Source organism: Micromonospora sp. R311 (genome assembly GCF_056780015.1).
In genome coordinates this window covers 131680-157755 of the sequence record NZ_JBSWCE010000016.1, presented here as the reverse complement: position 1 = coordinate 157755, position 26076 = coordinate 131680, and the positions used below count along the sequence as shown (strand labels likewise).

The window sequence follows — 26076 nt, the reverse complement described above, 5'->3', positions numbered from 1 at the left end:
TTGCGTCACAACATGATCCTGGATGCCCTCTCTTCATACCCAGACATCGACCCCTGACATCGGAACTACTCGTCTAGGCCGGCAGGGCGGGCAGGGCCCGGGTGCGCTCGTACTCGGCCACCTGGGCGATCCGCCGGAAGTGCCGCTCGTTGCCGGAGAACGGGGTGCCCAGGAACGCCTCGACGATGGCGGTGGCGTCGGCCAGCGTGTGCTGACGGGCGCCGACGGCGACGATGTTGGCGTCGTTGTGCTCCCGGGCCAGCTGGGCGGTCTCGATGTTCCAGGCCAGCGCGGCGCGGACCCCGGCGACCTTGTTCGCGGCGATCTGCTCGCCGTTGCCGGAGCCGCCGATCACCACACCCAGGCTGCCCGCGTCCGCCACCACCCGGTCACCGGTGTGCAGGCAGAACGCCGGGTAGTCGTCGTCCGGGTCGAACGCGTGCGGGCCGACGTCGACCACGTCGTACCCCTGCGTGGCCAGGTGGTTGGCCAGGTGCACCTTCAACTCGAAGCCGGCGTGGTCGGATCCCAGGTAGACGCGCATACCGCGCAGTCTGACAGGCCGCCGCCCCGGAACACCGCGCGGGCGGCGTCCCGGGGCGGATTCGTCACAGCTCAGCGGGGCAGCTCGGCGACCACCAGGCCACCGCGCGCCTTCGGGGTGAACCAGGTGCTCTTGCGCGGCATCTTCTCCCGGGCCAGGTTCACCGCCACGAAGTCCTCCACGGTCACCGGGGCGATCAGCACGGCCAGCTCGGCCCGGCCGGCGTCGACCTCACCGGTGAGCCAGCTCGCCGGGTAGTCGCCGCCGACGTAGGTGATCCGCTTGTCGCCCGGGTCCAGCCCGAGCGCGTCGCGCAGCAGCAGCCGCTCGACCAGGGCGTGGTCGAGGTTCTCCAACCGGGCGCCGCCGGTGTGCGGCAGGGTCACCGCGTACCCCTGGCCGGCCAGCCGGAGCGCGACGGTGCCGCCGGCCGCCGGCACCTCGACCGGGCCGTCGATCGGGGTGACCCGCGCGCCGGCGGCGCGCAGCCGGTCGAGCAGGTCGTCCGGCGTGGTGGTCAGCTCGCTGACCAGCCGGTTGTAGGGCTGGATGGCCACCGAGGCCGGCGTGGTGACCACTGCCAGGAAGCGCGTCAGCCCGCCGGTCTGGGCGGCCAGGCTGCGGTGGTTGCCGTCGGCGACGACCAGCTCGCCGCCGCCGGCCAGGGCGGTCAGCTCGTCCTGCCGCGGGCCGGGGCCGACCAGCCAGATGGCGTGCGTGCGCCCGGCCTGGTCGGTGTCGGTGGCGGCGGGCGCGCCGGCCGTCTCGGTCGCCGCCGCGAGCGCGGCGTGCAGCTCGTCGCCCCGCCCGGTCTGCAGCAGCAGTACGGGCGAGAGCAGGTGCCCGAGCGCCTCGGCGAGCGCCACCCGCTCCCGCACCTTGGCGATGAAGACGTCCTCGTTGCGGATCACCAGGCCGGGCTCGTCGGCCCGGGTGGAGATCTGGTCGGTGTCCACCATCGCGAAGAGCCCGTACGCCGGCTCCTCCCCCGGCGCGCTGATCCGGTAGAGCACGACCACCCGCTCGGCCGGGGTGTAGCTGCCGTCGGCCTTGGCCTCGGCGAGCCGGGCCACCGCGTCCGGCAGCGCGTCGAGGAAGGACTTCCCGAGGCTCTCCGGCGCCCGGTGCGGCATCTCGATGCCGAGGGCACTGTGCGGGTTCGCCTCGATGATCGCGGTGATCTCCGCGTCGTCGGCGAACTCGTCGTAGTTCTGCGCGCCGGTGCCGCCAGTGGTGATCCAGGCCCGGGCGATCGGATGCACGACCGTCATGACCGCTGACGCTACCTGGGGCGGACCGGCCGACGACCGCGGACCCGCACGGCGTCCACCAGATGAAAGAGCGGTACGGCCGGCTCAGCCGGTGCGCTCCGCGGAGCCCGCCTGCCGCCGGTGCCGCCCGGCGGGAGCCGGCCGGCGGTTCGTGGTGGACGCGGCGTGCGGGCTGCGGCGGGCACCCACCGGACCGACCGGATCGGCCGGGGCGGGACGCGCTCCGACCGGCGCGGGCGCCGCCGGCCGGGGCGGTGCGGGCACGGCCGACGTGGGTCGGACGGCCACCGGCGCGGGCCGCTCGGCGGCGGGCGGGGTCAGCCGGGAGGTCGCCGGCACCCGGGCGACGCCGACCACGATCGGCGGGGCGAGCAGGTCCACCATGTCCGGGGGAAGGTCGGGCCGGAGCGTCGGCCAGCGGGAGTCGTCGACCGACCAGTACGCCGCGTCAGGGCTGTCGGCCACCTCCTCACCGCCGGGAGAATCGTCAACGGACGCACGGTGCTTGGCCATCGGGGATGCCTCCACGAGCTGCGGGGTGCGGCCCTGCGGGTCGCTGCGGCGGACATGGAAGCCAACGATTCCGCCGCCGCCCCGGTGACGCCCGCCCACCTCTCCCCCGCAGGCCGGCGCCTCGCCGACCGAGAGGTTCGGGTCCGGAATCCGACGGGATCCGACCCGAACCTCTCGACCGGCCGGCGGGGATACGGGAGGGATCAGTCGAAGATGGGTTCGACGTCGCGGGAGCGCTTCAGCTCGAAGAATCCGGGGGTGCCGGCGACCAGCAGGACGCCGTCCCAGAGGCGGCCCGCGGCCTCGCCCTTCGGAGCCGGGGTGATCACCGGGCCGAAGAAGGCGACCTGGCGGCCGTCCGGGCCCGGGGCGTGGATGACCGGCGTGCCGACGTCGGTGCCGACCGGCCGCATGCCCGCCTCGTGGCTGGCCCGCAGCGCCTCGTCGTGGTCGCTGCTCTCGGCGGCCTCGGCGAGCGCCGGGTCCAGCCCGGCGTCGGTCAGCGCGGCGGCGTACAGCTCCGGCCCGAGCTGCTCCTTACCGAGGTGGATCCGGGTGCCGAGGGCGGTGTAGAGCCGGCGCAGCACGTCCGAGCCGTGGCGCTGCTCCGCCGCGATGCAGATCCGCACCGGGCCCCAGCCGACCCGCATCAGCTCCTGGTAGTGCTCGGGCAGGTCCCGGCCCTCGTTGAGCACCGACAAACTCATCACGTGGAAGCGGATGTCCAGTTCCCGAACCTGCTCCACCTCCAGCAGCCAGCGGGACGTGATCCACGCCCACGGGCAGAGGGGGTCGAACCACATGTCGACGGCGACACGCTCGCTCACGGTGAGGTCCCTTCACGACGGGTGACGCCGGGGCTCCGGCGCCTCACCCCGATCTTCGCCCCCGGCGCCGTGGCCCGGCAGGGGAATGAGAGCGTGACCTCGACCACCGCGGACCGCCGGTGCATGGAAGACTCGGATCCGGCCGGCCGCCACGAGCGGCCGGCGGACGGGCGCCGCCGCGGCGTACGGCGAGAGTGGGATGGAGACGAACGTGCCGGGAGTGCGCAACCTGACGCAGGTCGAGGCGACCGAGCGGGCCCGCCTGCTCGACGTGACCGGATATGACATCAACCTGGACCTGTCCAGCGCCGTCCAGGCGGCCGAGGGCCGCACCTTCCGCTCGACCACCGAGGTCCGGTTCCGCTGCGCCGAGCCGGGCGCGAGCACCTTCATCGAGGTGGCGGCCGACTCGGTGCGCTCGGCGACGCTGAACGGCAACCCGGTCGACCTGGGCGACTGGTCGGCGGAGAAGGGCCTGACGCTGTCCGGGTTGGACAGCGAGAACGTCCTGGTGGTCGACGCGGACTTCGCGTACTCCAACAGCGGGCAGGGCCTGCACCGCACGGTCGACCCGGTCGACGGCGAGACCTACCTCTACAGCCAGTTCGAGACGGCCGACGCGCAGCGCGTCTTCGCCTGCTTCGACCAGCCCGACCTCAAGAGCGTCTACACCTGGCGCGCCACCGTGCCGGACCACTGGCGGGTGGTGTCGAACATGCCGGTGGCGCGCGAGGAGCCGGCCGGCGAGGGCCTGAAGACCGTCCACTTCGCCGAGTCGGCCCGGATGAGCACCTACATCACCGCGCTCTGCGCCGGGCCGTACCACGAGGTGCGGGAGAGCCACGACGGGATCGACCTGGGGGTGTTCTGCCGGGCGTCGATGGCGCGGTACCTCGACTCCGACGATCTCTTCCTGATCACCAAGCAGGGCTTCGACTTCTTCCACGAGCAGTTCGGCGTGCGCTACCCGCTGCCCAAGTACGACCAGCTCTGGGTGCCCGACTTCAACGCCGGCGCGATGGAGAACTTCGGCTGCGTCACGCACGCCGAGTCGCACTACATCTTCCGCTCGCAGGTCACCGACTTCGAGTACGAGCAGCGGGCGAACACGATCCTGCACGAGCTGGCGCACATGTGGTTCGGTGACCTGGTCACCATGCGCTGGTGGAACGACCTGTGGCTGAACGAGTCGTTCGCCGAGTGGGCCAGCCACTGGTGCAACACCCACGCCACCCGGTTCCGCGAGGCGTGGACCACCTTCCTGTCGATCCGGAAGAACTGGGGCTACCGGCAGGACCAGCTCTCCTCCACGCACCCGGTCTACACCGAGATGCCGGACATGGAGGCGGTCGAGGTCAACTTCGACGGCATCACCTACGCCAAGGGCGCGAGCGTGCTCAAGCAGCTCGTCGCGTACGTGGGCGAGGAGCCGTTCCTGGCCGGCCTGCGGACGTACTTCGGCAAGCACGCCTGGGGCAACGCCACCTTCGACGACCTGCTCTCCGAGCTGGAGGCGGCCTCCGGCCGGGAGCTGCGCAAGTTCGCCGCCCAGTGGCTGGAGACCGCGCAGGTCAACACCCTGCGGCCGGAGGTGGCGATCGACACGGACGGCGCGTACCAGCGGGTGGTGGTCCGGCAGGAGGCGCCGGCCGGGCACCCGACGCTGCGCACCCACCGGATCGGGGTGGGCCTGTACGACCTCGCCGACGGCCGGCTGGTCCGCCGCCAGCGCCTCGAGGTGGACGTGACCGGCGAGCGGACCGAGCTGACCGAGCTGCGCGGGGTCCGGGCCGCCGACGTGCTGCTGCTCAACGACGACGACCTCACCTACACCAAGCTCCGGCTCGACGAGCGGTCGATGGCCACCGTGGTGCAGCACATCGCCGGCCTCGAGTCGTCGCTGGCCCGCGCGCTCTGCTGGACGGCCGCCTGGGACATGACCCGCGACGCCGAACTGGCCGCCCGCGACTACGTGGCGCTGGTGCTGGCCGGGCTGCCCGCCGAGACCGACATCAACCTGGTCACCGCGACGCTGCGGCAGGCCACCACCACGCTCACCTTCTACGCCGACCCGGCCTGGGCGCCGACCGGCTGGGCGGAGCTGGCCCGTACCGCCCGCACCGCGCTGGCCGCCGCGGAGCCGGGCAGCGGCTTCCAGCTCGCCTGGGCCCGGGCGTACGCCTCGGCCACCCGCTCCGCGGAGGACCTGGCCACGCTGCGCGGCTGGCTGGCCGGCAGCGGGGTGCCGGCCGGGCTGACCGTCGACACCGAGCTGCGCTGGGCGGTGCTCGGCGCGCTGGCGGCCAACGGCGCGGCCGGCCCCGCCGAGATCGAGGCCGAGCTGGCCGGCGACCGGACGGCCAGCGGCGAGCGGGAGGCGGCGTACGCGCACGCGCTGGTGCCGACGGCGGAGAACAAGGCCGCCGTCTGGGCGCAGCTGACCGGCCCGGAGGCGCTGCCGAACTGGCGGCACCGGGCGCTGCTGCAGGGCTTCGCCCACCCGACGCAGGTCGAGCTGGTCGCACCCTACCGGGAGAAGTACTTCGCCGCGGTGGGTCAGGTGTGGGCCAGCCGGGACAGCGAGCCGGCCCAGGAGTTCGCGCAGCTGGCGTACCCGGCGTACCTGGTGGAGGAGGACACGGTCGCCGCCACCGACGCCTGGCTGGCCGGCGACGGCCACCCGGGCCCGCTGCGCCGGCTGGTCGCCGAGGGCCGCGACGGTGTGGTCCGCGCCCTCAGGGCCCGCGCCCGGGACGCCCAGACCGCCTGAGCGGCGGAGCACGGCCCCCGGGGCGCCGTTACGGCGGCAGAAGCGGAAACGCCGACAACGGGCAGCGGCCACCCTGGGGAAGGATGTGGCGACGGCCGTGATACCTCAGCGTCATCAATATGACCCTGAGGTATCAGGCTCAACCGACATGCCTCGCCGGCCGGGAGCGCCTGCGCCCTGCCGACACGACGAAGCCCGGTCCGCTTCCGCGCGGACCGGGCTTCGTCGTACGAGGAGGGTCAGCCCTTGCCGGCGTGGCTGGCGAGCTGGTCCAGGCCGCTGATGATGCCGCCGGCCAGGTCGCCGCCGCCGAACGCCGCGACCATCGACAGCGCGGCGAGCTTGGCGTACGTGTCGGGGATGCGCTTGCGGGCGTAGCGACCGGTGACGATCTCCAGCTGCCGCTGGTTGGGCGAGACCGCGATCAGCACCGACTTGTCGGGCTCGGCGAGCTGGCGGTGCAGCCGCTCGGCGTGCTCCCGGATCGGCTCGTCGAGGCCGCCGACGAATACCGAGAAGACCAGGCCGGTGTTCTGGTCGGCCAGCCGGAGGGCCTCGTCGATGCGCAGCAGCTGCCGGGTCGAGAACGGCCCGTCCAGCACCTCGGGCGGGTTACCCGGCCCGGCCTGCTTCTCACCAACGGTCACTTGCGCCTCCGGTTCCACCGGCCGGCGCGATCTCGCCGGCCTGCTCCTGCTTGCGGCTGGACAGCGCCGGCGCCTGCGCGCCCGCTGCCAGGGCGGTGCCGGCCGAGTCGGCCAGCTGCTCCGGGCGGCCCACGAACCAGACCGGAGTGAAGTCGAAGGGCCGGCCCGGCCGGTAACGCTTGGCGCCGCCACCGCCGCCGCCACGGCTACCGGCGTACGCCAGACCGGCGATCACCAGCACCGCGGCCGCCGGGATGCCGACGAAGACCAGCAACGTCTCGGTAACAGACAATCCCAACGCCCCCAGGCGGAAAGAGAGACCAGAGCAACCGGGTCGGGTGGACGATCATGGCGCCGACCGCCCGACTCCGCTGTCATTCACGTTAGCGGAGCCGACGGCCCGCCAGATTGCGGGGTGGCGATCCCACCCGCCACTGGAGTCCTCCAGTTGCGCAGCCGTGGCGATCAGCCGCGCGTCGTCACCGTACCGGCCGGTGAGCAGCACCCCGACCGGCAGCCCCTCGGCGGTGACGCCCACCGGCAACGAGACGGACGGATCGCCGGTGACGTTGAAGATGGCGCAGTACGGCGAGAACCGGCGTTGCCGGTCGAAATCGTCCGCCGGGTCGCCGCTGTCGGTGAACCAGCCCACCGGCGCCTGCGGGGCGGCGAGGGTGGGGCAGAGCAGCAGGTCACAGCCGGCGGTGCGGTGCACGCCCCGGCGTACCTGCGCCTGGAGTTCGCCGAGCGTGGCGCTGAGGGTGGCGGCGGAGACCTCCGCGCCCCGGGCCCGCAGGTGGCGGGTCAGCGGCAGCAGCTGGCTCTCCAGCTCGGGCGGCACCGGGGCGAGCGCCAGCACGTACCAGACGATCTCGAACAGCGGCCACGCCGACGGCCCGAGCGGCGGCGGTACCTCGACCACCTCGTGCCCGGCGGCGGTGAGCAGCGCGGCGGCCCGGTCCACGGCGGCGAGGCAGTCCGGGTGGACCGGCTCGTCGGCGAGCATCGGCGCGGTGAACCGGCCGACCCGCAGCCGGCCGGGCCGGGGCTGCCGGGCCGCGGTCAGGTAGCCCCCGGCCGGCGGCAGCGGCGGCAGGTACGGCTCCCCCGGCACCGGCTGCGCCAGCACGTCGAGCAGCGCCGCCACGTCGGCGACGGTGCGCCCGATCGGTCCGCTGGTGGGCAGGCCGAACGCGCCGAAGCCGAGCGGACCGCCGGAGACCACCCCCCGGCTCGGCTTGTAGCCGATCAGACCGCAGAGCGACGCCGGGATGCGCAGCGAACCGCCGCCGTCGGAGCCCTGCGCCACCGGCACCAGCCCGGCCGCCACCGCGGCGGCCGCGCCGCCGCTGGAGCCGCCCGCCGTGTACGCCAGGTTCCACGGGTTGCGGGCCGGCGGCGCGACCAGCCCCTCCGAGTAGAGCGAGCAGCCCAACTCCGAGGTGGTGGTCTTGCCGAGGCTGACCAGCCCGGCGGCGCGCATGAACCGGACCACGTCGGCGTCGACCGGGGGGACGAAGTCGGCGAAGGCGGCCGAACCGAAGGTGGTGCGCACCCCGGCGGTGAGGGTGAGGTCCTTGATCGCGGTGGGCACGCCGTGCAGCGGCCCGCGCCGCTCGACCGGCACCGCGTCGGCGGCCCGGGCGGCTTCCCGGGCCAGCTCCGGCGTGACGGTGACGAACGCCCCGACGGTGTCGCCGAGCGCGGCGACCCGGTGCAGGTGGTGCTCGACGAGTTCCACGCTGGACAGCTCGCCGCGGGCGATCGCGGCGGCCTGCTCCAGCGCGGTCAGGTCGTGCGGCTCGGCCATCCCCTCATCCTGCCCGGACGGCCGGCCGCGTGCACTCGTCACGCGCCGGCCCGGCCGGCCGGATCGGCGGGACCACTCCGGCCCGGTCAGCCGCGCAGGAAGCGCAGCGCGTTCCCGGAGAGCAGCTTCCGCCGTTGCTCGGGAGTGAGGAAATCGGCCCGGTGGACCACCTGGCCGACCGGGCGCTCGCCCAGCGGGTAGGGGTAGTCGCTGCCGAGCAGCACCCGGTCCTCCCCCATGGTGTCGACCAGCAGCCGGAGCGCGGCCGGCTCGAAGACCACCGAGTCCACGCTGAACCGGTCGAGGTAGCCGCTGGGCGGGGCGGTCGACGCGCCCCGGACCAGGTCGCCCCGGCGGTGCCAGGCGTTGTCGGCCCGGCCCAGCCAGAACGGGAAGCTGCCGCCGCCATGCGCGAAGCAGATCCGCAGCGTCTCCGGCACCCTGTCGAAGACGCCGCCGAGGATCAGCGCCAGCACCGACAGGTGGGTCTCGGCCGGCATGCCGGTGAGCCAGCGGGCCATCCACCGGTCCAACCGTGGGCCGCCGGGCATGTCCCACGGGTGGACGAAGACCGGCGCGCCCACCCGGGCGCAGTGGGTGAGGAACTCGACGATGCCGCCGTCGTCGAGGTCCCGGTCGCCGACGTGGTTGCCGATCTCGACGCCGGCGTGCCCGGCGGCGAGGCAGCGGTCCAGTTCGGCGCAGGCGGCCTCCGGGTCCTGCAACGGGACCTGGCAGAACGGCACCAAGCGCCCGCCACCGGCCGCGGTCACCTCCAGGGTGAGGTCGTTGAAGATCCGGGCCACCTTGGCCGCCTGGTCGGCCGGGCGGTCGTAGCTGAAGAAGACCGGGGTGGGCGAGACCACCTGGAGGTCGACGCCGTCGGCGGCCATGTCCGCCAGCCGGGTCGGCGCGTCCCAGCAGGACGCGCCGATCGGCCGGAACTCCGTCTCGCCCACCATGATCATGGCGGCGCGCTCCGAGTCGACCCGCAGCCAGGGCCAGCCGGACCCGCCGCACGCGGCGCCGAGGTCCGGCCACCCCTTCGGTACGACGTGCGTGTGCACGTCCACCACCGGCACCCGCGACGGCCGATCCTCGGCAGGATCGGCCATCAGCCCTTGCCCGGATGCAGCGCGCCGCAGTTGTCGCAGGTCCGCGCGTTCTCGTCGGCGTAGAAGGCCTGGAACACCGGGGGCAGGTCGGCGGCGATGTCGCGCACCTGCAACTCCACCTCGTGCACCTTGTACCCGCACTCGGGGCAGTACCACTGGAACTTCTCCAGGGTGCCCTCCTCGCGGACGCGCTCCACCACCACGCCGATCGAGCCGGCCTCCGGCCGCTGCGGCGAGTGCGGGGTGTTGCGTGGCAGCATCCACATCTGGCCCTCGCGCACGTGCACCGTACGCGGCCCCTCCGGGGTCATCAGGTTGATGTGCATGTTGCCCTTGACCTGGTAGAAGAACTCCTCGTACGGGTCGACGTGGAAGTCGGTGCGCTGGTTGGGCCCGCCGACCACCATCACGATGAAGTCGTCACCGCCGGGGAACATCTCCTTGTTGCCCACCGGCGGCTTGAGCAGGTGCTGGTTCTCCGCGATCCATCCGGGAAAGCTGAACGGTTCGGCGATCTCGCTCACGACTGACCTCCTGAGGGGAGCAGGGCCACGGCTTGCATCTCGATGAGCAGGTGCGGGTGCGGCAACTGGTGCACGGCGACGGTGGTGCGGGTCGGCCCGGTGACGTCGAAGAACTCCGCCCACACCTCGTTGTAGCCGCCGAAGTCGTTCATGTTGACCAGGTAGCTGGTCACCTGCACGAGGTCGGACAGGTCGGCGCCCACCGACCGCAGCAGGTCCCGGATGTTCTCGATCACCGCTCGGGTCTGCACCCGGATGTCGAGGTCGGTGGTGCCGAACTCGTCCACCTCGACACCGGCGAGGCTGTTGTCCGGCCGCCGGGACGACGTACCGGAGACGAAGACGAACCCACCCGCCACCTTGACGTGCGGGAAGGCACCCCGGGGGACGGCCTTGCCGGCAACCACCCGGGCCCGGGGCGCGCTCACGACGCCGCCCGCAGCGAGGCCGTGCCGAGCTTCTCGACGACCGCCCGGACATGGGCGCCCGGGCGGAGCGGCACGGCGGCGGTGGCGGCGCCGGCCAGGAAGACCCACCCGGAGCGCATCCGCACCCCGTGCCGGCCGGCCAGCCGGATCCCCTCGTCCAACGCCCGGCGCGGGTCGCCGAGGATGGCCGCGGTGGAGCCGACCTGCGCCACCCGGCCGTCGACCTCCAGCAGCACGCCGAGATTGTCCAGCCCGTCCGGCACCGGGGACCACGGGCCGAGCACGAACGCGGCGGCCGAGGTGTTGTCGGCGATCACGTCCGGCAGCGAGAAGGTGAAGTTGGCGTACCGGGAGTCGATCAGCTCGATGGCCGGTGCGACCGCGCGGACCGCGTCGCGGAACTCGCCGACCGGCTCGCCCGGCCGGGGCAGCCGGTCCAGCAGGAACGCCACCTCCGGCTCGACCCGCGGGTGGATGTGGTCGGTCGGGTCGACGGTGCCGCCGTCGGGCACCCGCATCACGTCGGTCAGCCGGCCCCAGATCACCTCGTCCACACCGACCTGGGCCATCTTCGCCTTGCTGGTCAGGCCCATCTTCAGCCCGACCAGCCGCTCGCCCCGGTCGATCCGGCGTTGCAGCAGCACGGTCTGCACCGCGTACGCGGCGTCGACGTCCAACCCGGTCTCGGCGGCGAGCTGGGGGATGGCGGTGGCGGTGTCGGCCGCCACGCCCAGCCGCTCGGCGATCCCCGCGGTGTCCGGCCCGATCATGCCGTCCCCTCCTCGCGGCGGCCGGCCAGGTCCAGCGCCACGTCCACGATCATGTCCTCCTGGCCGCCCACCATCCGGCGCCGGCCCAGCTCGACGAGGATCGACCGGACGTCCACGCCGTACTTCGCCGAGGCGCGCTCGGCGTGCCGCAGGAAGCTGGAGTAGACCCCGGCGTACCCCAGCGAGAGCGTCTCCCGGTCGACCTGCACCGGCCGGTCCTGCAACGGGCGGACCAGGTCGTCGGCCGCGTCCATCAGCGCGAACACGTCGCAGCCGTGCTTCCAGCCGTGCAGCTCGGCGACCGCGACGAAGACCTCCAGCGGGGCGTTGCCGGCCCCGGCGCCCTGCCCGGCCAGCGAGGCGTCCACCCGGACGGTCCGCCCGGACGGCGAGCCCGGCGGCCCGTCACCCAGGATCCGGCCGTGCTCGACCGCCACCACGCTGTTGGCCACCCCCAGCGAGAGGTTGTGGTGCGCGTGGATGCCGATCTGCGTCTCCGGCGCCAGCACCTGCCGGTACGCGTCGACCCGCTCGGCCACGTCGGACATCAGCAGCCGCCCGCCGGAGTCGGTGACGTAGACGCAGTGCGCGCCGTACGACTCCATCAGCCTGGCCTGCGCGGCCAGCCCGGCCGGGTCGTTCATGTGCGACATCATCAGGAAGCCGGAGACGTCCATGCCGTTCTCCCGGGCCCAGGAGATGTGCTGGGCCGAGATGTCCGCCTCGGTGCAGTGGGTGGCGATCCGCACGCTGGTCACCCCGAGCGCCTGCGCCGCCTTCAGGTCGGCGATGGTGCCGATGCCGGGCAGCAGCAGGGTGGTGAGCTTCGCGGTGGTCAGCACCTCGGCGGCGGCGGCGATCCACTCGGCGTCGCTGGCCGCGCCGTGGCCGTAGTTGACGCTGGAACCGGCGAGCCCGTCGCCGTGCGCCACCTCGATGGCGGCCACCCCGGCCGCGTCCAGCGCCGCGGCGATGGTGCGGACCTGCTCGACGGTGTAGCGGTGGGCGATGGCGTGCATGCCGTCGCGCAGCGTCACGTCCTGGATGTACAGGTCGGTCACGGGATCCTCGTTGTTCGCGATCGCGGGGCTCCGCTCCGCTGCACTTCTCGCGCTCACGCGGTCACCTCCGTCGGGCGCGCGGCCCGCAGGGCCACCAGCCGCTCGGCGGTGCGCAGCGCGGCCGAGGTCATGATGTCCAGGTTCCCGGCGTACGCCGGGAGGTAGTGCCCGGCCCCGGAGACCTCCAGGAAGACCGATACCTGCAACCCGGTCAGCCGCCGGCCCAGCGCGGGCACGTAGCTGTCCACCCGGTCGAACTGCACGTCCTGCTTGAGCCGGTAGCCCGGGACGTACTCCTGCACGGTCGCCACCATCCGCGCCACCGAGGCCGCGATCGCGGCGCGGTCGGCGTCGGCGTCCGCGCAGAGGCAGTAGACGGTGTCCCGCATCAGCAGCGGCGGATCGGCCGGGTTCAGCACGATGATCGCCTTGCCCCGCTCGGCGCCGCCGACCACCTCGATCGCCCGGGCGGTGGTCTCGGTGAACTCGTCGATGTTGGCCCGGGTGCCCGGGCCGGCCGACTTCGAGGCGATCGAGGCGACGATCTCCCCGTACACCACCGGGGTGACCCGGCCGACCGCGGCGACGATCGGCACGGTGGCCTGCCCGCCGCAGGTGACCATGTTGACGCATCCCTCGTGCAGGTGCTCGTCCAGGTTGACCGGCGGCACCACGTACGGGCCGATGGCGGCCGGGGTCAGGTCGACCACGGTCCGGCCGTGCGCCCGCAGCACCGTGTGGTTGTGCCGGTGCGCGCCGGCCGAGGTGGCGTCGAAGACCAGTTCGACGTCGGCGAACTCGGGCATCGCCACCAGGCCGTCCACGCCGTCGGCGGTGGTGGCCACGCCGAGCCGCCGGGCCCGGGCCAGGCCGTCCGACCCGGGGTCGATGCCGGCCATCGCCACCATCCGCAGCGACTCCGAGAGCCGGAGCACCTTGATCATCAGATCGGTGCCGATGTTGCCGGACCCGATCACCGCCACCCCGACGGTCATGCCGCCCCCTCCACCGATGAGAAACAGGTCCGGACCGAACCGAGGCCGGAGATCCGGGCCTCGTACGCGGCGCCCGGGGTGACCGGCACCATCGGGCCGAGCGCCCCGGAGAGCACCACGTCACCGGCGCGCAGCGGGTCGCCGGAGCGGGCCATCGTCCGCGCCAGCCACTCCAGCGCGTGCAGCGGGTTGCCCAGGCAGGCCGCCCCGGCGCCGACCGAGACCGGCTCCCCCGCGTGCTCCAGCACCATCCCGCAGAGCCGCAGGTCGACGTCGGCGAGCCGGCGCGGCGTGGTGCCGAGCACGAACAGCCCGCTGGAGGCGTTGTCGGCGACGGTGTCCACGATGGAGATGTCCCAGCCGGCGACCCGGGAGTCGACGATCTCGATCGCCGGCAGCAGGTGGTCGACCGCGCGGGTCAGGTCGGCGGTGGTGACCCGTTCGTCCGGCAGGTCGGCGCCGAGCACGAACGCGACCTCCGCCTCCACCCGGGGTTGCAGCAGCCGGTCCAGGCCGACCTCGGCCCCGTCGGGCACCGCCATGCTGTCCAGCAGCACCCCGAAGTCGGGCTGGTAGACGCCGAAGCTCTCCTGCACCGCCCGGGAGGTCAGCCCGATCTTCGCGCCCACCCGCCGGTGGCCGCGCTGCAGCCACTGCCGCACCTGGAGCTGCTGCACGACGTACGCGGAGGTGACGTCCCCCTCGGGCAGCAGCCGCCCGCGCAGCGGCGGGCAGGGCTTGCCGCTCTCCCGCGCCTCGACCAGTTCCCGGGCCGCGGCTTCGTAATCCCTCATGTCGGCTCCTCGCTCCGCTCGGAGCCGACATGAGGCTCCACCGCACTGCGCCTGATGATTCGCTCGCTGCGCTCGCTCATGTCAGATCCACGCAGACGTTGGTGAGTTCGGAGTAGAAGTCCAGCGAGTGCATGCCGCCCTCGCGCCCGATGCCGGACGCCTTCACCCCGCCGAACGGGGTGCGCAGATCGCGCAGGAACCAGGTGTTGACCCAGACGATGCCGGCGTCCAGCCGGGCGCCGGCCCGGTGCGCCCGGCCGACGTCCCGGGTCCACACCGTCGCGGCCAGGCCGTACTCGGTGCCGTTGGCCAGCGCGTACGCCTCGTCCTCGGCGTCGAACGGGGCCACGTGCACCACCGGGCCGAAGATCTCCTCGCGGTTGGTCCGGGCGTCCGGGCCCAGCCCGGTGAGCACCGTCGGCTGCACGTACGCCCCACCGTCGCGGGCGTCGCCGAAGCGCGGCGTCCCGCCCCCGGCGAGCACCTGCGCGCCCTCGGCCCGGGCCAGGTCGTAGTGGCCGAGCACCTTCGCCCGGTGCTGCCGGGAGATGAGCGGCATGTTCACCGTGGCCTCGTCGGCCGGCCACCCGTACGCCAGCTCGCCGGCCCGCTTCGCCAGCCGCTCGGTGAACTCGGCGAAGACCGGCCGCTGCACGTAGATGCGCTCGGTGCAGAGACAGACCTGGCCGCCGTTGGTGAAGCTGGACCGGACCGAGCCGGCCACCGCCGCGTCCAGGTCGGCGTCGGCGAAGACCAGCCCGGCGTTCTTGCCGCCCAGCTCGAAGGAGACCGCCTTCACCCCGTCGGCGGCGGCCCGCATGATGGCGCCGCCGGTCGCCGACTCGCCGGTGAAGGTGATCGCGTCGACGTCCGGGTGCCGGGTGAGGAACTCGCCGGCCGAGTCGGGGCCGAAGCCGTGCACCAGGTTGAACACCCCGGCCGGCACCCCGGCCGCGGCCATCACCTCGGCGAGCAGCGTCGCCGAGGCCGGGGTCTCCTCGCTCGGCTTCACCACCACCGCGTTGCCGCAGGCGAGCGCCGGGGCGACCTTCCAGGTGAGCAGCAGCAGCGGCAGGTTCCACGGCACGATCACGGCGACCACGCCGACCGGCTTGCGGACGGCGTAGTTCAGCGCCCGGCCACCGGTCGGGGTGACCGTGGTGAACGACTCGGTCGGCGCGGTCGCCACGATCTCGGCGAAGGCGCGGAAGTTCGCCGCCCCGCGGGGGATGTCCAGGGTGCGGGCCTGCGAGATGGCCTTGCCGGTGTCGGCCACCTCGGCGGTGACCAGGTCGTCGAAGCGGCGTTCCAGCTCGTCGGCGACCCGGCGCAGCACCTCGGCCCGCTCCCGCTCGCCCGTCCGGCCCCACGGCCCGCGCAGCGCCGCCCGGGCCGCGGCCACCGCGTCGTCCACGGTGGACGCGTCCGCCTCGGCCACCTCGAAGACCGGTTCGCCGGTCACCGGGCTGGCCTTGGTGAAGGTCTTCCCGGCCGCGACGAACTCGCCGCCGACGAAGTTGCGCAGCAGGCCCGGCCCGTCCGGCGCGTGGCCGGTCATCAGCCGGGGATCCCAGACCGTCGACATCAGCGCCTCCCTCGGCTGACCGCGGCACCGACCGCACCCACCAGCGCCGCCACCGCACCCGCGGCCACCGCACCCAGCACCCGGTGCTGCCGGCGCACCCGCCGCCGCACCTCCGCGTACGGAGTGGTGGAGAACGAGACCAGCTCGTACTGCGAAACGTACCGGCCGGGCAGCGCCCGTTCCAGTGCGTGCTCCACCCGGCGCCGCAGCTGGAACACCGGCGAGGCGACCTTGTCCCGCATCTCCACGAAGTTGGCCAGCGCCATCCGGGCGATCGCCTCGGCGTTGCCCTGCCGGCGTTCCTGGAACAGCGGCAGCGCCGCCGCCCAGTCGTCGGCGCACTCGTCGAGGCAGCGGTCCAGCTCCACCACGTCCTCGAACGCGCAGTTCGCGCCCTGGCCGTAGAACGGCACGATGGCGTGCGCCGCGTCGCCGAGCAGGCCGACCTTGCCGCCCACCTGCCACGGGGTGCAGCGCACCGTGCCGAGCACGCCGACCGGGTTGTGCTGGTAGTCGTCGACCAGGTTCGGCGCCAGCGGCGGCAGGTCCGGGTAGTGCAGGGCGAAGTGCCGCTCGATCGCCGCCGGGCTGCCCAGCGAGGCGAAGCTCGCGGTGCCGTGGGTGGGCCAGAAGAGCGTGCAGGTGAACGACCGGTCCGGGTTGGGCAGCGCGATCATCATCGAGGTGCCGCGCGGCCAGATGTGCAGCGCCGCCGGGTCGAGCGCGAAGTCCCCGCCCAGCGGCGGGATGGTCAGCTCCTTGTAGCCGTAGTCGAGGAAGTCGAGGCTCTCGGTGAGCAGGCCGTGGCGGAGCAGCTGCCCGCGTACCGCCGAGCCGGCGCCGTCGGTGCCGAGCACGACCGCCGCGCCCGCCGTCGCCCTGCCCCGCGGCGTCTCGAAGGCCATCTCGCCGCTGGCCGGGTCGAGCCCGACCAGCCGGTGGTCGAAGGCGATCCGCACCCCGGGCAGCGCCGTGGCGGCGTCCAGCAGGGCGTTGTTCAGCGCGCCCCGGCTGATCGAGTTGATCGCCAGATCGCCGGCCGCGCTGTACGACTGGAACTGCGGCTCGCCGCCGACCGGGTGGATCATGCGGCCGCGCATCGGCAGCGCGTCCGCCATCACCTGCCCGGCCAGCCCGATCCGGCGCAACGCGTCCAGGCCGCGCTCGGAGAGCGCCAGGTTGATCGAGCGCCCCCGCTCGACCTGCCCGGTGCGCGGGTCGGGCCGCCGCTCGTAGAGCGCCACCCGGTAGCCGCGCCGGGCCAGGAAACAGGCCAGCAGGCAGCCGGCGAGGCCGGCGCCGACCACCGCGATCTCGTCCCGCTCCGGGTTCATGAGCAGCGCCTATCTTTCGTTCGCGACTGCGGGGCTCGCAACCCCGGCTCACTCCTCGCGCTCACCGGACCTCCCCGACGGTCGCGGCCAGCGCCTCGGCGACCCGCCAGCAGTCGTGGTACGTGGAGTAGAGCGGCACCGGTGCGAACCGGACGACGTCCGGCTCCCGGGCATCGGCGATCACACCGTGCTCGTGCCGCAGCCGCTTGGTCAGCTCGGCCGCGCTGCCCGCGCCGATCCGCACCGACAGTTGGCAGCCGCGACGTTCCGGGTCGCGCGGGGTGACCACGGTCAGCGGCCGGTTCGCGGTCACCTCGTCGAGCAGCCGCTCCAGGTGGCCGGTGAGCCGGACGCTGCGCTCGCGCAGGGCCGGCATGCCGACGGCGTCGAAGATCTCCAGCGAGGTCCGCACCGGGCCCATCGCGAAGATCGGCGGGTTGGAGATCTGCCAGGCCTCCACGGTGGCCGGTGGCCGGGAGACCGGGGTCATCTCGAACCGGGTCGCCGCGTCGGTGCTCCACCAGCCCTCGAAGCGCGGCAGGTCGGGGTCGCCGAGGTGCCGCTCGTGGACGAAGACGCCGGCCAGCGCGCCGGGCCCCGCGTTGAGGTACTTGTACGAGCACCACGCGGCGAAGTCGACGTCCCAGTCGTGCAGGGCCAGCGGCACGTTGCCGGCGGCGTGCGCCAGGTCCCAGCCGACCACCGCCCCGGCGGCCCGGCCGGCGGCGGTGATCGCCGGGATGTCCATCAGCTCGCCGGTGAGGTAGTTGACCCCGCCGAGCAGCACCAGCGCCACCCGGTCCCCCTCGGCGGCCAGGTAGGCCGTCACGTCCTCGGTGCGCAGGGTGTCCTCGCCGGGGCGCGGCGTGAGCCGGACCACCGCCTCGTCCGGGTCGAGCCCGTGGAAGCGGGCCTGGCTGCGCACGGCGTAGCTGTCCGAGGGGAAGGCGCTGTCCTCGATGACGATCCGGTTCCGCGCGCCGGCCGGCCGGTAGAAGCTGACCATCAGCAGGTGCAGGTTCACCGTCAGCGAGTTCATCACCACGGTCTCCGCCGGACGGGCGCCGACGAGTCGCGCGGCGGGGCCGGTGAGCAGCTCGTGGTACGGCAGCCAGGGCCGCTCCGCCTCCAGGTGGCCCTCCACGCCGAGCCGACGCCAGGCGGCCAGGTCGGCGAGGAGCTCGTCACCGGTGGCCCGGGGTTGCAGGCCCAGCGAGTTGCCGGCCAGGTACGCGGCCTCCGGGTAGCGGCCGCCGTCGGCCGGTGGCACGTGGAACAGGTGGCGGTGCCCGGGGTCGGCGGCGTCGAGCCGGCGCGCCTCGGCTTCGCCGGAGACGGAGCGCGGCGCCTCGGCGTCGGACGTGGGGGTGGTCATCTCTGGTCCTCCGGTTTACATCGCGGTCCGGGCCGACCACAGCTCGGGGAAGACCACCCGGGCCATGCTGCGCTGCAACCACGCCAGACCGGCGGAGCCGCCGCTGCCGACCTTGGCGCCCATTGTCCGCTGCACCGCCTTGACGTGGTGCTGCCGCCAGTCGCCGAACTGCTCGGCCACCTCGGTCAGCGCCTCGCCCAGCAGCCGCAGGTGGTTCTCCGGCCCGGCGTCGGCGTAGATCCGCACCCAGGCGGCCTCCACGGCCGGGTGCGGCTCGTGCTCGACGGCCACGTCCCGCGCCAGCAGCTCGGCCGGCAGGTCGTGGCCGTGCCGGGCGAGCAGGGCGAGCACGTCGTCCCAGACGCTCGGCGCGGCCAGGGTGGCGGTGAGCTCGGCGTGGACCTCGGTCTGCCGGCGGAACGGCCGGATCAGCGCCGGGTCGCGGAGCCCGAGCAGGAACTCCAGGTGCCGGTACATCGCCGACTGGAAGCCGGAGCCCTCGCCGAGCAGGTTGCGGAACCGGTTGAAGTCGGCCGGGGTCATCCAGCGCAGCCCCTTCCAGGCGGCGTTCAGCCCCTCCAGGTGCAGGGCGGCCCGGCGCAGCGGGGCCAGCGCGTCCCACACCCGGTCGGCCCGCAGCAGCCGCTGGGTCTCCCGCAGCTCGTGGCAGGTGAGCTTGAAGTACAGCTCCATGATCTGGCTGACCACCAGGAAGGACATCTCGCCCGGGTCGTCGCTGAGCGGCTGCTGCAACCGGTGCAGGGTGCTGGCCCGGGTGTAGGCGTCGTACGGCACCCGCTCGGCGAACTCCAGCGTCGGCTTGCCACCGTTGCGCTCCGCCCGGGCCGCCCGCTGCTGCGGGGTGGCGGGACGCACCACCGCGGCCGGCGTGGGCGCCCGCAGCTCCGTCTGCTTCACCTGTCGTCTCCTCCTCCAGCCGGGTGGCGACATGATCTCCCGGTCGCGGCGGCGGACGGAATGCCTGTTCAACGGCGCTGTGCGGCGGTGACCTGCCGCGCCGAAGGCGCTTCGGGGCTTCCGGTTGGAGAACGTAAGGTTTCCTCGTGGACGACATGGACTGGGCGCTGCTGCGCGAACTGCAGGCCGACGCGCGGCTCTCCTTCAGCGAGCTGTCCCGGCGGGTGCACCTCTCCCCGCCCGCGGTCGCCGAGCGGGTCCGCCGGCTGGAGGAGTCCGGCGTCATCACCGGCTACCACGCGCACGTCGACCTGACCAGGGCCGGGCGCACCGCGGTCGCGCTGATCCGGATGTCCTGCTACGGCGCCCGCTGCATCCTGCGCGACCCCGAGGTCGCCGGCTGGCCGGAGATCCTGGAGATCCACCGGATCACCGGCGACGCGTGCAGCATGCTCAAGGTCGCGGCCGGCTCGATCGACGAGTTCGAGGCGGTGATCGACCGGCTCGCCCCGTACGGCCAGCCGTCCAGCACCATGGTGCTCTCCACCCCGCTGGACTGGCATCCGGTCACCCCGCTGCCACCCTTCGACGGCCCCACCGCCCGCCGCCGCTGACCGTTGCGGGTTAGCGCCGGACGCAGGGGGAAAGCACGCCGGGTCGCCCCAGCAGGACCGGTACACCGGTGCCGGGAGGGAGGATCATGCGGGGTCTGCGACCGTACGGAGGCGTGCTCTGCGCCCCGTCGACCATCATCCGGCTGTTCGGGGTGTGCCTCCTGATCGGGGCTTTCGTCCTGGTCGGCGCGGCGCCGGCCCGGGCGGGCGAGAACGCCTTCGTCGAGGTGACGCCGAACAGCGTGCAGGCGGGCAGCCGGGTGAACATCCGGGCCAGCTGCGACGACGGCAACAACCGGCAGGCCGAGGTGCAGTCGGACGCGTTCGGCCGGGTGGTGCTCCGGCCGGACAACGGCTTCCTGACCGGCAAGGCGACCGTTCCGAACGGCAAGGAGCCCGGTGAGTATCCGGTCAACCTGCGCTGCCAGAACAACAACACCGCGACCACCACGCTGACCGTGCTCGACATGGAACAGCCCACCAAGGGGCCGGCGACCGGGGGCGGCGGCACCGCCGGCGGCCGGGGCACCGGTTCGCTGCTGCTGGTCGGCGGCGTCGCCGCGGTCGCCGTCGTGGTCGCCTTCGGGCTGTTCGGGAACCGTCGTCGGACCGGGGCCGGATCCTGACCCCCCGCCGCCATGGCCGGTTCTCGCGCGCGTACCCCGCGACCGGATCCGCGCCGGGCGGCCGCCCGGCGGGCGCTGCGGGCGTCCCGCCGGGTGGTGGTGGCCGCCACCGGCCGGCTGCGCCGGGTGGCCGGGCAGGCCTTCACGGCCAGCGTGGCCACGCCCGACCCGGCCGCCCGTCCGCTGCCGCCCCGGCCGCGGCACCGCTGGGCCCCCGGTCGCCGGCTGGCCGACTCCGGACCCGGGCTGCCGGTGCTGGTGATCGGCGCCCTGATGGTGCTGATCATCGCGATGCTCGGGGTGGAGCGGGTCACCGGGATCCACGTCCTGCCCGACCGGTTCACCGCGGGGCTGCGGCCACCGCCGAAGAAGTTCCCGGTGCTGGCCGCCAGCCGGCCGGTCGGCATCAGCAGCCAACCGATCGACCTGGCGGCGCCCGTGCACAACGTGGGGATCGCCCCGGACGGCAGCATCGCCGTGCCGGACGCGGCCCGGGCGCAGGAGGCCGGATGGTACGACCAGGGCCCGACCCCCGGCCAGTACGGGCCGGCGGTCATCGTCGGGCACGTCGACACCAGCACCGGGCCGGCGGTGTTCCACCAGTTGCGGGAGTTGCGCGCCGGGGACCCGGTGGAGGTCAGCCGCGAGGACGGCTCGGTCGCGGTCTTCGAGGTGAACTCGGTGGAGCGGTTCGACAAGGAGCGGTTGCCGGTGGACGAGGTCTACGGCGACTTCAGCCGCCCCAACCTGCGCCTGATCACCTGTGGCGGGCGCTGGGTCGGCGGGGCGACCGGCTACGCCGACAACGTGGTGGTCTTCGCCACCCTGGTGCGGGCCCGCACCCCGTGAGCGGGGCTCAGGCGGCCTCGGGCTCGCGCAGGTCGAGCCAGTCGGCCCAGCGCGGATCGGGCGCCCGGTGCCCCAGCACCCGCCAGGCCACGCCCTTCGGGGCCGCCGGCAGCGCGTGCAGCCGCCAGCCCAGCTCGGCCGGGGTCTTGTCGCCCTTGGTGTGGTTGCACTTGGCGCACGCCGCCACCACGTTCTCCCAGGCGTGCCGGCCGCCCCGGCTGCGCGGGAAGACGTGGTCGATGGTCTCCGCCGGCCCCCGGCAGTACGCGCAGCGCCAGCCGTCCCGGGCGAAGATCGCCCGCCGGGACAGCCCGACGTGGGTGCGGTAGGGGACCCGGACGAACCGGGTGAGCCGGACGACCGAGGGCACCGGCAGCGCGTTGCGGGCGCTGTGCAGGATGCCGTCGCCGTCGGCGACGCAGACTGCCTTTGCGGAGAGCACGAGGATGGCGGCACGACGTACGGACACGACACACAGCGGCTCGTAGGTGGCGTTGAGGACCAGCGCGCCGGAGCCCACCGTGGGTCGTATGTCAGGCATCGCGCTCACCCTCCCGGTTCAGCGGCCCCCGCCTCATGACCGTCGACCGGGATCGGGCACAGCGCTCACCACGGCCGACGCCGGCCGGATCACCGACGTCCGTTGCGCCAATAGTCCCTGATCGGACCCGGGATTGCACGTACTAATCCGGGGTACCTGGTGAAGCTTTTTCCGCACCTGCCGAGATGACCGGTTCCGTACCTGCCCAGGCGGCCGTCCCGGCGGGAGCGGTCACCCGGCGGTGGGTCGGCGGGAGCCGGACGCCCGGGGTGCGGTACGAAGACAGCGTGAGTTCCGTCAGCCTGATCCTGGCCGCGCCCGCCCCACCGACCCCGGACCCGTCGCCGAGCCCGGAGTGCCTGGAGGAGGCGCTCTGCAAGGCGGCCTGGGAGATCACCAACTCGGTGTGGTTCGCCGAGGGCAGTTACTGGATCCTGCTCAAGCCGCTGCGGATCCTGCTGATCCTGCTGCTGGCGGTCGCCGCCCGGTGGCTGGTGCACCGGACGATCCGCCGGCTGGTGCGGACCACCACGGCCGCCGGGGTGCCCACCATGCTCCGGCCGCTGCGGGAGCGGATCCCCACCGCCGCGGCCGAGCCGGGCGAGTTCGTCCCGGAACGGCGGCGCCAGCGCGCCGAGGCGATCGGGTCGGTGCTGCGCAGCCTCGCCACGGCGTTCATCTTCGGCATCGCGCTGCTGATGGTGCTCAAGGAGTTCAGCTTCGACCTGGCCCCCCTGCTGGCCAGCGCCGGCATCGCCGGGGTGGCGCTCGGCTTCGGCGCGCAGAGCCTGGTCAAGGACCTGATCGCCGGCCTGTTCATGCTCATCGAGGACCAGTACGGCGTCGGCGACACGGTGGACCTGGGCGAGGCCACCGGGATGGTGGAGGCGGTCGGGCTGCGGGTCACCACCGTGCGGGACGGTCGCGGGGTGCTCTGGTACATCCGCAACGGCGAGATCGTCCGGGTCGGCAACAAGAGCCAGGGCTGGGCCCTGGTCGTGGTCGACCTGCCGATCGGCTTCGCCGGCACGGAGGAGGCCACCGCGGTGCTGCGGACGGCGGCCGCGTCGGTCGCGATGGACCCGGAACTGTCGCCGGAGATCGTGGAGGCGCCCGAGGTGCTCGGCGTCGAACAGATGACGGTGGAGGGCGCGGTGATCCGCACCGTGGTCAAGACCACCGCGGACGGGCAGTTCGCGGTCGGTCGGGAGCTGCGTCGCCGGTTGGCCGAGGCGCTGGAGAACTCGGGGATCACCGCCCAGATCGCGGCGGCGCGGCTCTACCCGGGGATGCCCACCCGGGCCCCGGGCGAGACCGGCCAGGGCGGTGCCACCTGAGCGCAACGATGGCCGGGCGGCAGGGGTCGCGGGCCGGCCGGCCCCTCGGGTATCGTCCGTTCGTTCAGTCGGGGATGCGACGATCAAGCCGTTCGCCCTAGCCAGTTGTCAGACGATCGGGCAGAATCCGGGACACGCGTTCCCCGCCGGAACGCGATCACGTCCTCGCTGATCCGTACATCTGACGACGGTTTCCAGGCGCGTACGCCACGAGCGGTTCCGCCGGGAAACGATGGAGGCGACGGTGTCCGACGAGCGACCCTCCCCGGAAGGGCCGGCCACCTTCCACGAGGTGTTCGCCCAACGGGAATATCGGGCGGTCTTCGCGGCCAGCGCGCTCTCCTGGGTCGGTGACTACATCGCCAAGGCGGCCGTCACCCTCCTGGTCTACCAGGAGACCAGGTCGGTGGCCCTCTCCGCCGTCGCGTTCGCAATCAGCTACCTGCCCTGGCTGGTCGGCGGCCCGCTGCTGTCCACGCTCGCCGAACGGCACCGCTACCGGCAGGTGATGGTCGCCTGCGACCTCATCCGGATGGCGCTGATGGCGGTCATCGCCATCCCGGGCGTGCACGTCAACGTGATCCTGGTCCTGCTCTTCGCCGCCACCCTGGCCAACCCGCCGAGTCAGGCCGCGAAGTCCGCGCTGATGCCGCTGGTGCTGACCGGCGACAAGCTGGTCCTCGGGCTGTCGCTGAACGCCAGCGTCGGCCAGGCCGCGCAGGTCGTCGGCTATCTCGTCGGCGCGGCGGTGGCGGCCTTCAACCCGGCCGTCGCCCTGCTGATCAACGCGGCGACGTTCGCCGTCTCGGCCGCGCTGGTACGCTTCGGCCTCTCCGACCGGCCGCCCGCGATGACCGCCGCCCACCGCAGCCACCTGCTCCGGGAGACCGCTCAGGGCTTCCAGATCGTGTTCGGCACCCCGGTGCTGCGGGCCATCGCCGTGCTGGTGTTCAGCGCGATGCTCTTCTCCATCGTGCCCGAGGGGCTGGCCGCGGCCTGGGCGACCGAGCACAGCGGCGACGGGATGGACACCGGCGTCGCGCAGGCCGTCATCATGGCCGCCAACCCGGTCGGCTTCATCCTCGGCGGGCTGGTGGTCGGGCGGGCGTTCGGGCCGGCCCGTCGGCTGGCCCTGATGCGGCCGCTCGCGGTGCTCGCTCCGGCGGTGCTGGTGCCCGCCCTGTTCGACCCGCCGCCGGCGGTGGTGGCCCTGCTCGCCGGGGCCTGCGGGTTCGCGGTGGCCGGCATGCTGCCGATGGCCAACGGGTTGTTCGTGCGCGCCCTGCCCAGCGGTTTCCGGGCCCGGGCCTTCGGCGTGATGGCCAGCGGGGTGCAGGTGATCCAGGGGCTCGCGGTGCTGGTCACCGGGCTGCTCGCCGAACGGTTCCCGATTCCGGCGGTGGTCGGCTGGTGGAGCGCGGCGGGCGTCCTGCTGATGGCCCTCGCGGCGCTGCGCTGGCCGAGCCGGGCGACGGTCGACGCGGCGGTCACCGCGGCGGAACGAGCCGGCCGGGCCGAGGAGGAGGCCGGAAATCGGCCGCCGGCGCAGGACGGCCCGGTCGGTGGCCGGCCGGGCGAGCCGGGCCGGTCACGGCACGCGGTGACCTGACTTACACCCGCACCCCGGTCCCTCCCCGCGGTCGCGCCCGTGCGCACCTGGCAGGATGGAATGGTGAACCCCGCTGCTGAGTCCGGCCGCCCCCGGCCGTCGGTGACCCTCTTCGAGGCGGTCGGCGGTGAGCCCACCTTCCGCAAACTGGTCGACGAGTTCTACGCCGGGGTGGCCGCCGACCCGCTGCTGCGCCCGATGTACCCCGAGGAGGACCTGGGCCCGGCGGCGGACCGGCTGACGCTGTTCCTGATGCAGTACTGGGGCGGCCCGAACACCTACTCCGCCCAGCGGGGGCACCCGCGGCTGCGGATGCGGCACGCGCCGTTCCGGATCGGGGCGGCCGAGCGGGACGCGTGGCTGCGCCACATGCGCCGCGCGGTCGACCGCCTCGACCTGCCGCCGGAGATCGCCACCGCGCTCTGGGACTACCTGGAGCGGGCGGCCTACTTCATGGTCAACGTGATGGACGACCCGGCCGCCGGGACGCCGTAGCAGGTACCCGGCCGCGACCGGTGGACGCCGCGGCGGGCCGGGCCGTCGACGGGACGGCTCAGAGCAGGGCGCCCTCGTCGTGCAGCCAGTCGACGAAGCTGGTGGCCACCGCGGCGCCGCAGTCGAGCATCTCGACCAGGAGCGCGTCGTGCGTCCCGGCGCCGAACGGCACCTGCAGTTCGGCGTAGATCGGCAACTGGCCGCGTTCGGTGGGGTCACCGACGTAGGCCTTGCAGAACCGGCGCGTGTGGTTCCACTCGTTGACCACCCGGTAGGCCCGGTCGGCCCAGTCCGGCGGGACGGTCGCGTGTGGACGCGCCCGCATCACCAGGATCTCGTCCTCCGGCCCCTCGAGGGTGACCAGCACCGCGTGCCGCTCCCACATGGCCAGCAGGTTGCCGTCACCGTCGGCCAGGTAGCGGACGTCGAGCAGGTCGAGCGCCTCGCAGACCCGGCCCAGGGTGACCGGCTCGACGGTGGCCCGCATCTCCGGGATCGGGGGTCGGTCGACGGCCGGGGAGTCGTCCTCCGGCTGCCGGGGGGTCGGTGGTCCGACCCGGACGCTGCCTTCCACTGTGATCCCGCTTCGAGTTTCCGGATCGCCGCCGTTGGCGGGACCGGGGCGCCATGACCACCACGGCATCGCTCGCGCACCTCACTCCCCAGCGGATCCAGCCGCCTACGGTGCGTTGGATCCGAGGATGGACGGTACCCGGACAGCCGG

The 26076-nt window shown here is 73.7% G+C and carries 27 protein-coding genes; 7 read left to right on the top strand and 20 right to left on the bottom strand.

Annotated elements, in window-relative coordinates; translation table 11 throughout:
* Positions 1-73: 73 nt before the first annotated feature.
* The 4 genes from AC1WTP_RS16025 to AC1WTP_RS16010 all read right to left on the bottom strand — a co-directional run bounded on the left by AC1WTP_RS16025 (position 74) and on the right by AC1WTP_RS16010 (position 3155).
* Complete coding sequence (locus AC1WTP_RS16025; RefSeq protein ID WP_481650040.1) at positions 74-544, bottom strand: ribose-5-phosphate isomerase; 471 nt, start codon at positions 542-544, stop codon at positions 74-76.
* A gap of 71 nt (positions 545-615) precedes the next feature.
* Positions 616-1815 carry a DUF1015 family protein gene (locus AC1WTP_RS16020; RefSeq protein WP_481650039.1) on the bottom strand — a complete coding sequence of 400 codons (1200 nt, stop codon included), beginning with the start codon at positions 1813-1815 and terminating at the stop codon, positions 616-618.
* Between the two features lie 84 nt (positions 1816-1899).
* Positions 1900-2328: a hypothetical protein gene (locus tag AC1WTP_RS16015; RefSeq protein ID WP_481650038.1), complete on the bottom strand. Its 429-nt coding sequence runs from the start codon at positions 2326-2328 to the stop codon at positions 1900-1902.
* A 203-nt stretch (positions 2329-2531) separates the two neighbouring features.
* The gene (locus tag AC1WTP_RS16010; protein WP_481650037.1) at positions 2532-3155 is read right to left on the bottom strand and encodes a mycothiol-dependent nitroreductase Rv2466c family protein; all 624 of its coding nucleotides are present in this window, start codon (positions 3153-3155) and stop codon (positions 2532-2534) included.
* A gap of 220 nt (positions 3156-3375) precedes the next feature.
* Here AC1WTP_RS16010 and pepN point away from each other — a divergent pair, with 220 nt between their 5' ends.
* Positions 3376-5925 carry an aminopeptidase N gene (gene pepN / locus AC1WTP_RS16005; protein WP_481650055.1) on the top strand — a complete coding sequence of 850 codons (2550 nt, stop codon included), beginning with the start codon at positions 3376-3378 and terminating at the stop codon, positions 5923-5925.
* Between the two features lie 239 nt (positions 5926-6164).
* Here the strand turns inward: pepN and AC1WTP_RS16000 are convergent, their stop codons facing one another.
* The 14 genes from AC1WTP_RS16000 to AC1WTP_RS15935 form a co-directional block, all read right to left on the bottom strand.
* Complete coding sequence (locus AC1WTP_RS16000; protein ID WP_481650036.1) at positions 6165-6572, bottom strand: DUF5130 family protein; 408 nt, start codon at positions 6570-6572, stop codon at positions 6165-6167.
* Positions 6559-6864 carry an aa3-type cytochrome oxidase subunit CtaJ gene (gene ctaJ / locus AC1WTP_RS15995; protein ID WP_481650035.1) on the bottom strand — a complete coding sequence of 102 codons (306 nt, stop codon included), beginning with the start codon at positions 6862-6864 and terminating at the stop codon, positions 6559-6561. Before ctaJ ends, AC1WTP_RS16000 begins: the two co-directional genes overlap by 14 nt.
* 54 nt (positions 6865-6918) lie before the next feature.
* Positions 6919-8382 (bottom strand): amidase, encoded by a 1464-nt coding sequence (locus AC1WTP_RS15990; protein WP_481650034.1) that lies wholly within the window; start codon positions 8380-8382, stop codon positions 6919-6921.
* A gap of 86 nt (positions 8383-8468) precedes the next feature.
* Complete coding sequence (locus AC1WTP_RS15985; protein WP_481650033.1) at positions 8469-9497, bottom strand: amidohydrolase family protein; 1029 nt, start codon at positions 9495-9497, stop codon at positions 8469-8471.
* The gene (locus AC1WTP_RS15980; RefSeq protein WP_481650032.1) at positions 9497-10021 is read right to left on the bottom strand and encodes a 3-hydroxyanthranilate 3,4-dioxygenase; all 525 of its coding nucleotides are present in this window, start codon (positions 10019-10021) and stop codon (positions 9497-9499) included. Before AC1WTP_RS15980 ends, AC1WTP_RS15985 begins: the two co-directional genes overlap by 1 nt.
* The gene (locus AC1WTP_RS15975) at positions 10018-10449 is read right to left on the bottom strand and encodes a RidA family protein (RefSeq protein WP_481650031.1); all 432 of its coding nucleotides are present in this window, start codon (positions 10447-10449) and stop codon (positions 10018-10020) included. The genes AC1WTP_RS15980 and AC1WTP_RS15975 overlap by 4 nt, the downstream gene beginning before the upstream one ends.
* Positions 10446-11219: a 2-keto-4-pentenoate hydratase gene (locus AC1WTP_RS15970; RefSeq protein ID WP_481650030.1), complete on the bottom strand. Its 774-nt coding sequence runs from the start codon at positions 11217-11219 to the stop codon at positions 10446-10448. Before AC1WTP_RS15970 ends, AC1WTP_RS15975 begins: the two co-directional genes overlap by 4 nt.
* Positions 11216-12280, bottom strand: coding sequence for a 4-hydroxy-2-oxovalerate aldolase (dmpG, locus tag AC1WTP_RS15965; RefSeq protein WP_481650029.1), 1065 nt, complete (start codon positions 12278-12280; stop codon positions 11216-11218). The genes AC1WTP_RS15970 and dmpG overlap by 4 nt, the downstream gene beginning before the upstream one ends.
* Positions 12281-12333: 53 nt before the next feature.
* On the bottom strand, positions 12334-13275 hold the full coding sequence (locus tag AC1WTP_RS15960; RefSeq protein ID WP_481650028.1) for an acetaldehyde dehydrogenase (acetylating): 942 nt from the start codon (positions 13273-13275) through the stop codon (positions 12334-12336).
* A complete protein-coding gene (locus tag AC1WTP_RS15955) occupies positions 13272-14069 on the bottom strand; it encodes a 2-keto-4-pentenoate hydratase (protein WP_481650027.1) in 798 nt (265 codons plus the stop codon). Before AC1WTP_RS15955 ends, AC1WTP_RS15960 begins: the two co-directional genes overlap by 4 nt.
* Positions 14070-14145: 76 nt before the next feature.
* Positions 14146-15627: a 2-hydroxymuconic semialdehyde dehydrogenase gene (locus tag AC1WTP_RS15950; RefSeq protein WP_481650054.1), complete on the bottom strand. Its 1482-nt coding sequence runs from the start codon at positions 15625-15627 to the stop codon at positions 14146-14148.
* 26 nt (positions 15628-15653) lie between these two features.
* Positions 15654-16988 carry an FAD-dependent oxidoreductase gene (locus AC1WTP_RS15945; RefSeq protein WP_481650026.1) on the bottom strand — a complete coding sequence of 445 codons (1335 nt, stop codon included), beginning with the start codon at positions 16986-16988 and terminating at the stop codon, positions 15654-15656.
* Between the two features lie 61 nt (positions 16989-17049).
* Positions 17050-18363: a kynureninase gene (gene kynU, locus AC1WTP_RS15940; protein WP_481650025.1), complete on the bottom strand. Its 1314-nt coding sequence runs from the start codon at positions 18361-18363 to the stop codon at positions 17050-17052.
* A gap of 15 nt (positions 18364-18378) precedes the next feature.
* Entirely contained in the window at positions 18379-19281 is a 903-nt protein-coding gene (locus tag AC1WTP_RS15935; protein ID WP_481650024.1) for a tryptophan 2,3-dioxygenase, read from the bottom strand.
* 146 nt (positions 19282-19427) lie between these two features.
* On the opposite strand from AC1WTP_RS15935, the gene AC1WTP_RS15930 reads away from it, so the two are divergent.
* The 3 genes from AC1WTP_RS15930 (at position 19428) to AC1WTP_RS15920 (ending at position 21370) form a co-directional block, all read left to right on the top strand.
* Positions 19428-19895, top strand: a complete 468-nt coding sequence (locus tag AC1WTP_RS15930) for an Lrp/AsnC family transcriptional regulator (protein ID WP_481650023.1) — start codon at positions 19428-19430, stop codon at positions 19893-19895.
* Positions 19896-19981: 86 nt separating this feature from the next.
* Positions 19982-20521: a hypothetical protein gene (locus AC1WTP_RS15925; RefSeq protein ID WP_481650022.1), complete on the top strand. Its 540-nt coding sequence runs from the start codon at positions 19982-19984 to the stop codon at positions 20519-20521.
* A gap of 12 nt (positions 20522-20533) precedes the next feature.
* The gene (locus tag AC1WTP_RS15920) at positions 20534-21370 is read left to right on the top strand and encodes a class F sortase (RefSeq protein ID WP_481650021.1); all 837 of its coding nucleotides are present in this window, start codon (positions 20534-20536) and stop codon (positions 21368-21370) included.
* 7 nt (positions 21371-21377) lie between these two features.
* Here the strand turns inward: AC1WTP_RS15920 and AC1WTP_RS15915 are convergent, their stop codons facing one another.
* Positions 21378-21911: an HNH endonuclease gene (locus tag AC1WTP_RS15915; RefSeq protein ID WP_088997445.1), complete on the bottom strand. Its 534-nt coding sequence runs from the start codon at positions 21909-21911 to the stop codon at positions 21378-21380.
* 287 nt (positions 21912-22198) lie between these two features.
* On the opposite strand from AC1WTP_RS15915, the gene AC1WTP_RS15910 reads away from it, so the two are divergent.
* The 3 genes from AC1WTP_RS15910 to AC1WTP_RS15900 all read left to right on the top strand — a co-directional run bounded on the left by AC1WTP_RS15910 (position 22199) and on the right by AC1WTP_RS15900 (position 25352).
* Complete coding sequence (locus tag AC1WTP_RS15910; RefSeq protein WP_481650020.1) at positions 22199-23248, top strand: mechanosensitive ion channel family protein; 1050 nt, start codon at positions 22199-22201, stop codon at positions 23246-23248.
* 232 nt (positions 23249-23480) lie between these two features.
* A complete protein-coding gene (locus AC1WTP_RS15905) occupies positions 23481-24857 on the top strand; it encodes an MFS transporter (protein WP_481650019.1) in 1377 nt (458 codons plus the stop codon).
* A gap of 60 nt (positions 24858-24917) precedes the next feature.
* A complete protein-coding gene (locus AC1WTP_RS15900; protein WP_481650053.1) occupies positions 24918-25352 on the top strand; it encodes a globin in 435 nt (144 codons plus the stop codon).
* Between the two features lie 58 nt (positions 25353-25410).
* Here AC1WTP_RS15900 and AC1WTP_RS15895 read toward each other — a convergent pair whose 3' ends face one another.
* The gene (locus tag AC1WTP_RS15895) at positions 25411-25995 is read right to left on the bottom strand and encodes a type III secretion system chaperone family protein (RefSeq protein WP_481650018.1); all 585 of its coding nucleotides are present in this window, start codon (positions 25993-25995) and stop codon (positions 25411-25413) included.
* Positions 25996-26076 lie beyond the last annotated feature (81 nt).

Coding starts and splice junctions, on each gene's coding strand:
- AC1WTP_RS15900 (WP_481650053.1), top strand. CDS start 24,918: ATGGTGAACCCCGCTGCTGAGTCCGGCCGCCCCCGGCCGTCGGTGACC.
- AC1WTP_RS15970 (WP_481650030.1), bottom strand. CDS start 11,219: ATGATCGGGCCGGACACCGCGGGGATCGCCGAGCGGCTGGGCGTGGCG.
- AC1WTP_RS16020 (WP_481650039.1), bottom strand. CDS start 1,815: ATGACGGTCGTGCATCCGATCGCCCGGGCCTGGATCACCACTGGCGGC.
- AC1WTP_RS15950 (WP_481650054.1), bottom strand. CDS start 15,627: ATGACCGGCCACGCGCCGGACGGGCCGGGCCTGCTGCGCAACTTCGTC.
- AC1WTP_RS15915 (WP_088997445.1), bottom strand. CDS start 21,911: ATGCCTGACATACGACCCACGGTGGGCTCCGGCGCGCTGGTCCTCAAC.
- AC1WTP_RS15990 (WP_481650034.1), bottom strand. CDS start 8,382: ATGGCCGAGCCGCACGACCTGACCGCGCTGGAGCAGGCCGCCGCGATC.
- AC1WTP_RS15925 (WP_481650022.1), top strand. CDS start 19,982: ATGCGGGGTCTGCGACCGTACGGAGGCGTGCTCTGCGCCCCGTCGACC.
- AC1WTP_RS15895 (WP_481650018.1), bottom strand. CDS start 25,995: ATGCCGTGGTGGTCATGGCGCCCCGGTCCCGCCAACGGCGGCGATCCG.
- AC1WTP_RS15985 (WP_481650033.1), bottom strand. CDS start 9,497: ATGGCCGATCCTGCCGAGGATCGGCCGTCGCGGGTGCCGGTGGTGGAC.
- AC1WTP_RS15955 (WP_481650027.1), bottom strand. CDS start 14,069: ATGAGGGATTACGAAGCCGCGGCCCGGGAACTGGTCGAGGCGCGGGAG.
- AC1WTP_RS16025 (WP_481650040.1), bottom strand. CDS start 544: ATGCGCGTCTACCTGGGATCCGACCACGCCGGCTTCGAGTTGAAGGTG.
- kynU (WP_481650025.1), bottom strand. CDS start 18,363: ATGACCACCCCCACGTCCGACGCCGAGGCGCCGCGCTCCGTCTCCGGC.
- AC1WTP_RS15905 (WP_481650019.1), top strand. CDS start 23,481: ATGGAGGCGACGGTGTCCGACGAGCGACCCTCCCCGGAAGGGCCGGCC.
- AC1WTP_RS15960 (WP_481650028.1), bottom strand. CDS start 13,275: ATGACCGTCGGGGTGGCGGTGATCGGGTCCGGCAACATCGGCACCGAT.
- AC1WTP_RS16015 (WP_481650038.1), bottom strand. CDS start 2,328: ATGGCCAAGCACCGTGCGTCCGTTGACGATTCTCCCGGCGGTGAGGAG.
- AC1WTP_RS15945 (WP_481650026.1), bottom strand. CDS start 16,988: ATGAACCCGGAGCGGGACGAGATCGCGGTGGTCGGCGCCGGCCTCGCC.
- AC1WTP_RS15920 (WP_481650021.1), top strand. CDS start 20,534: ATGGCCGGTTCTCGCGCGCGTACCCCGCGACCGGATCCGCGCCGGGCG.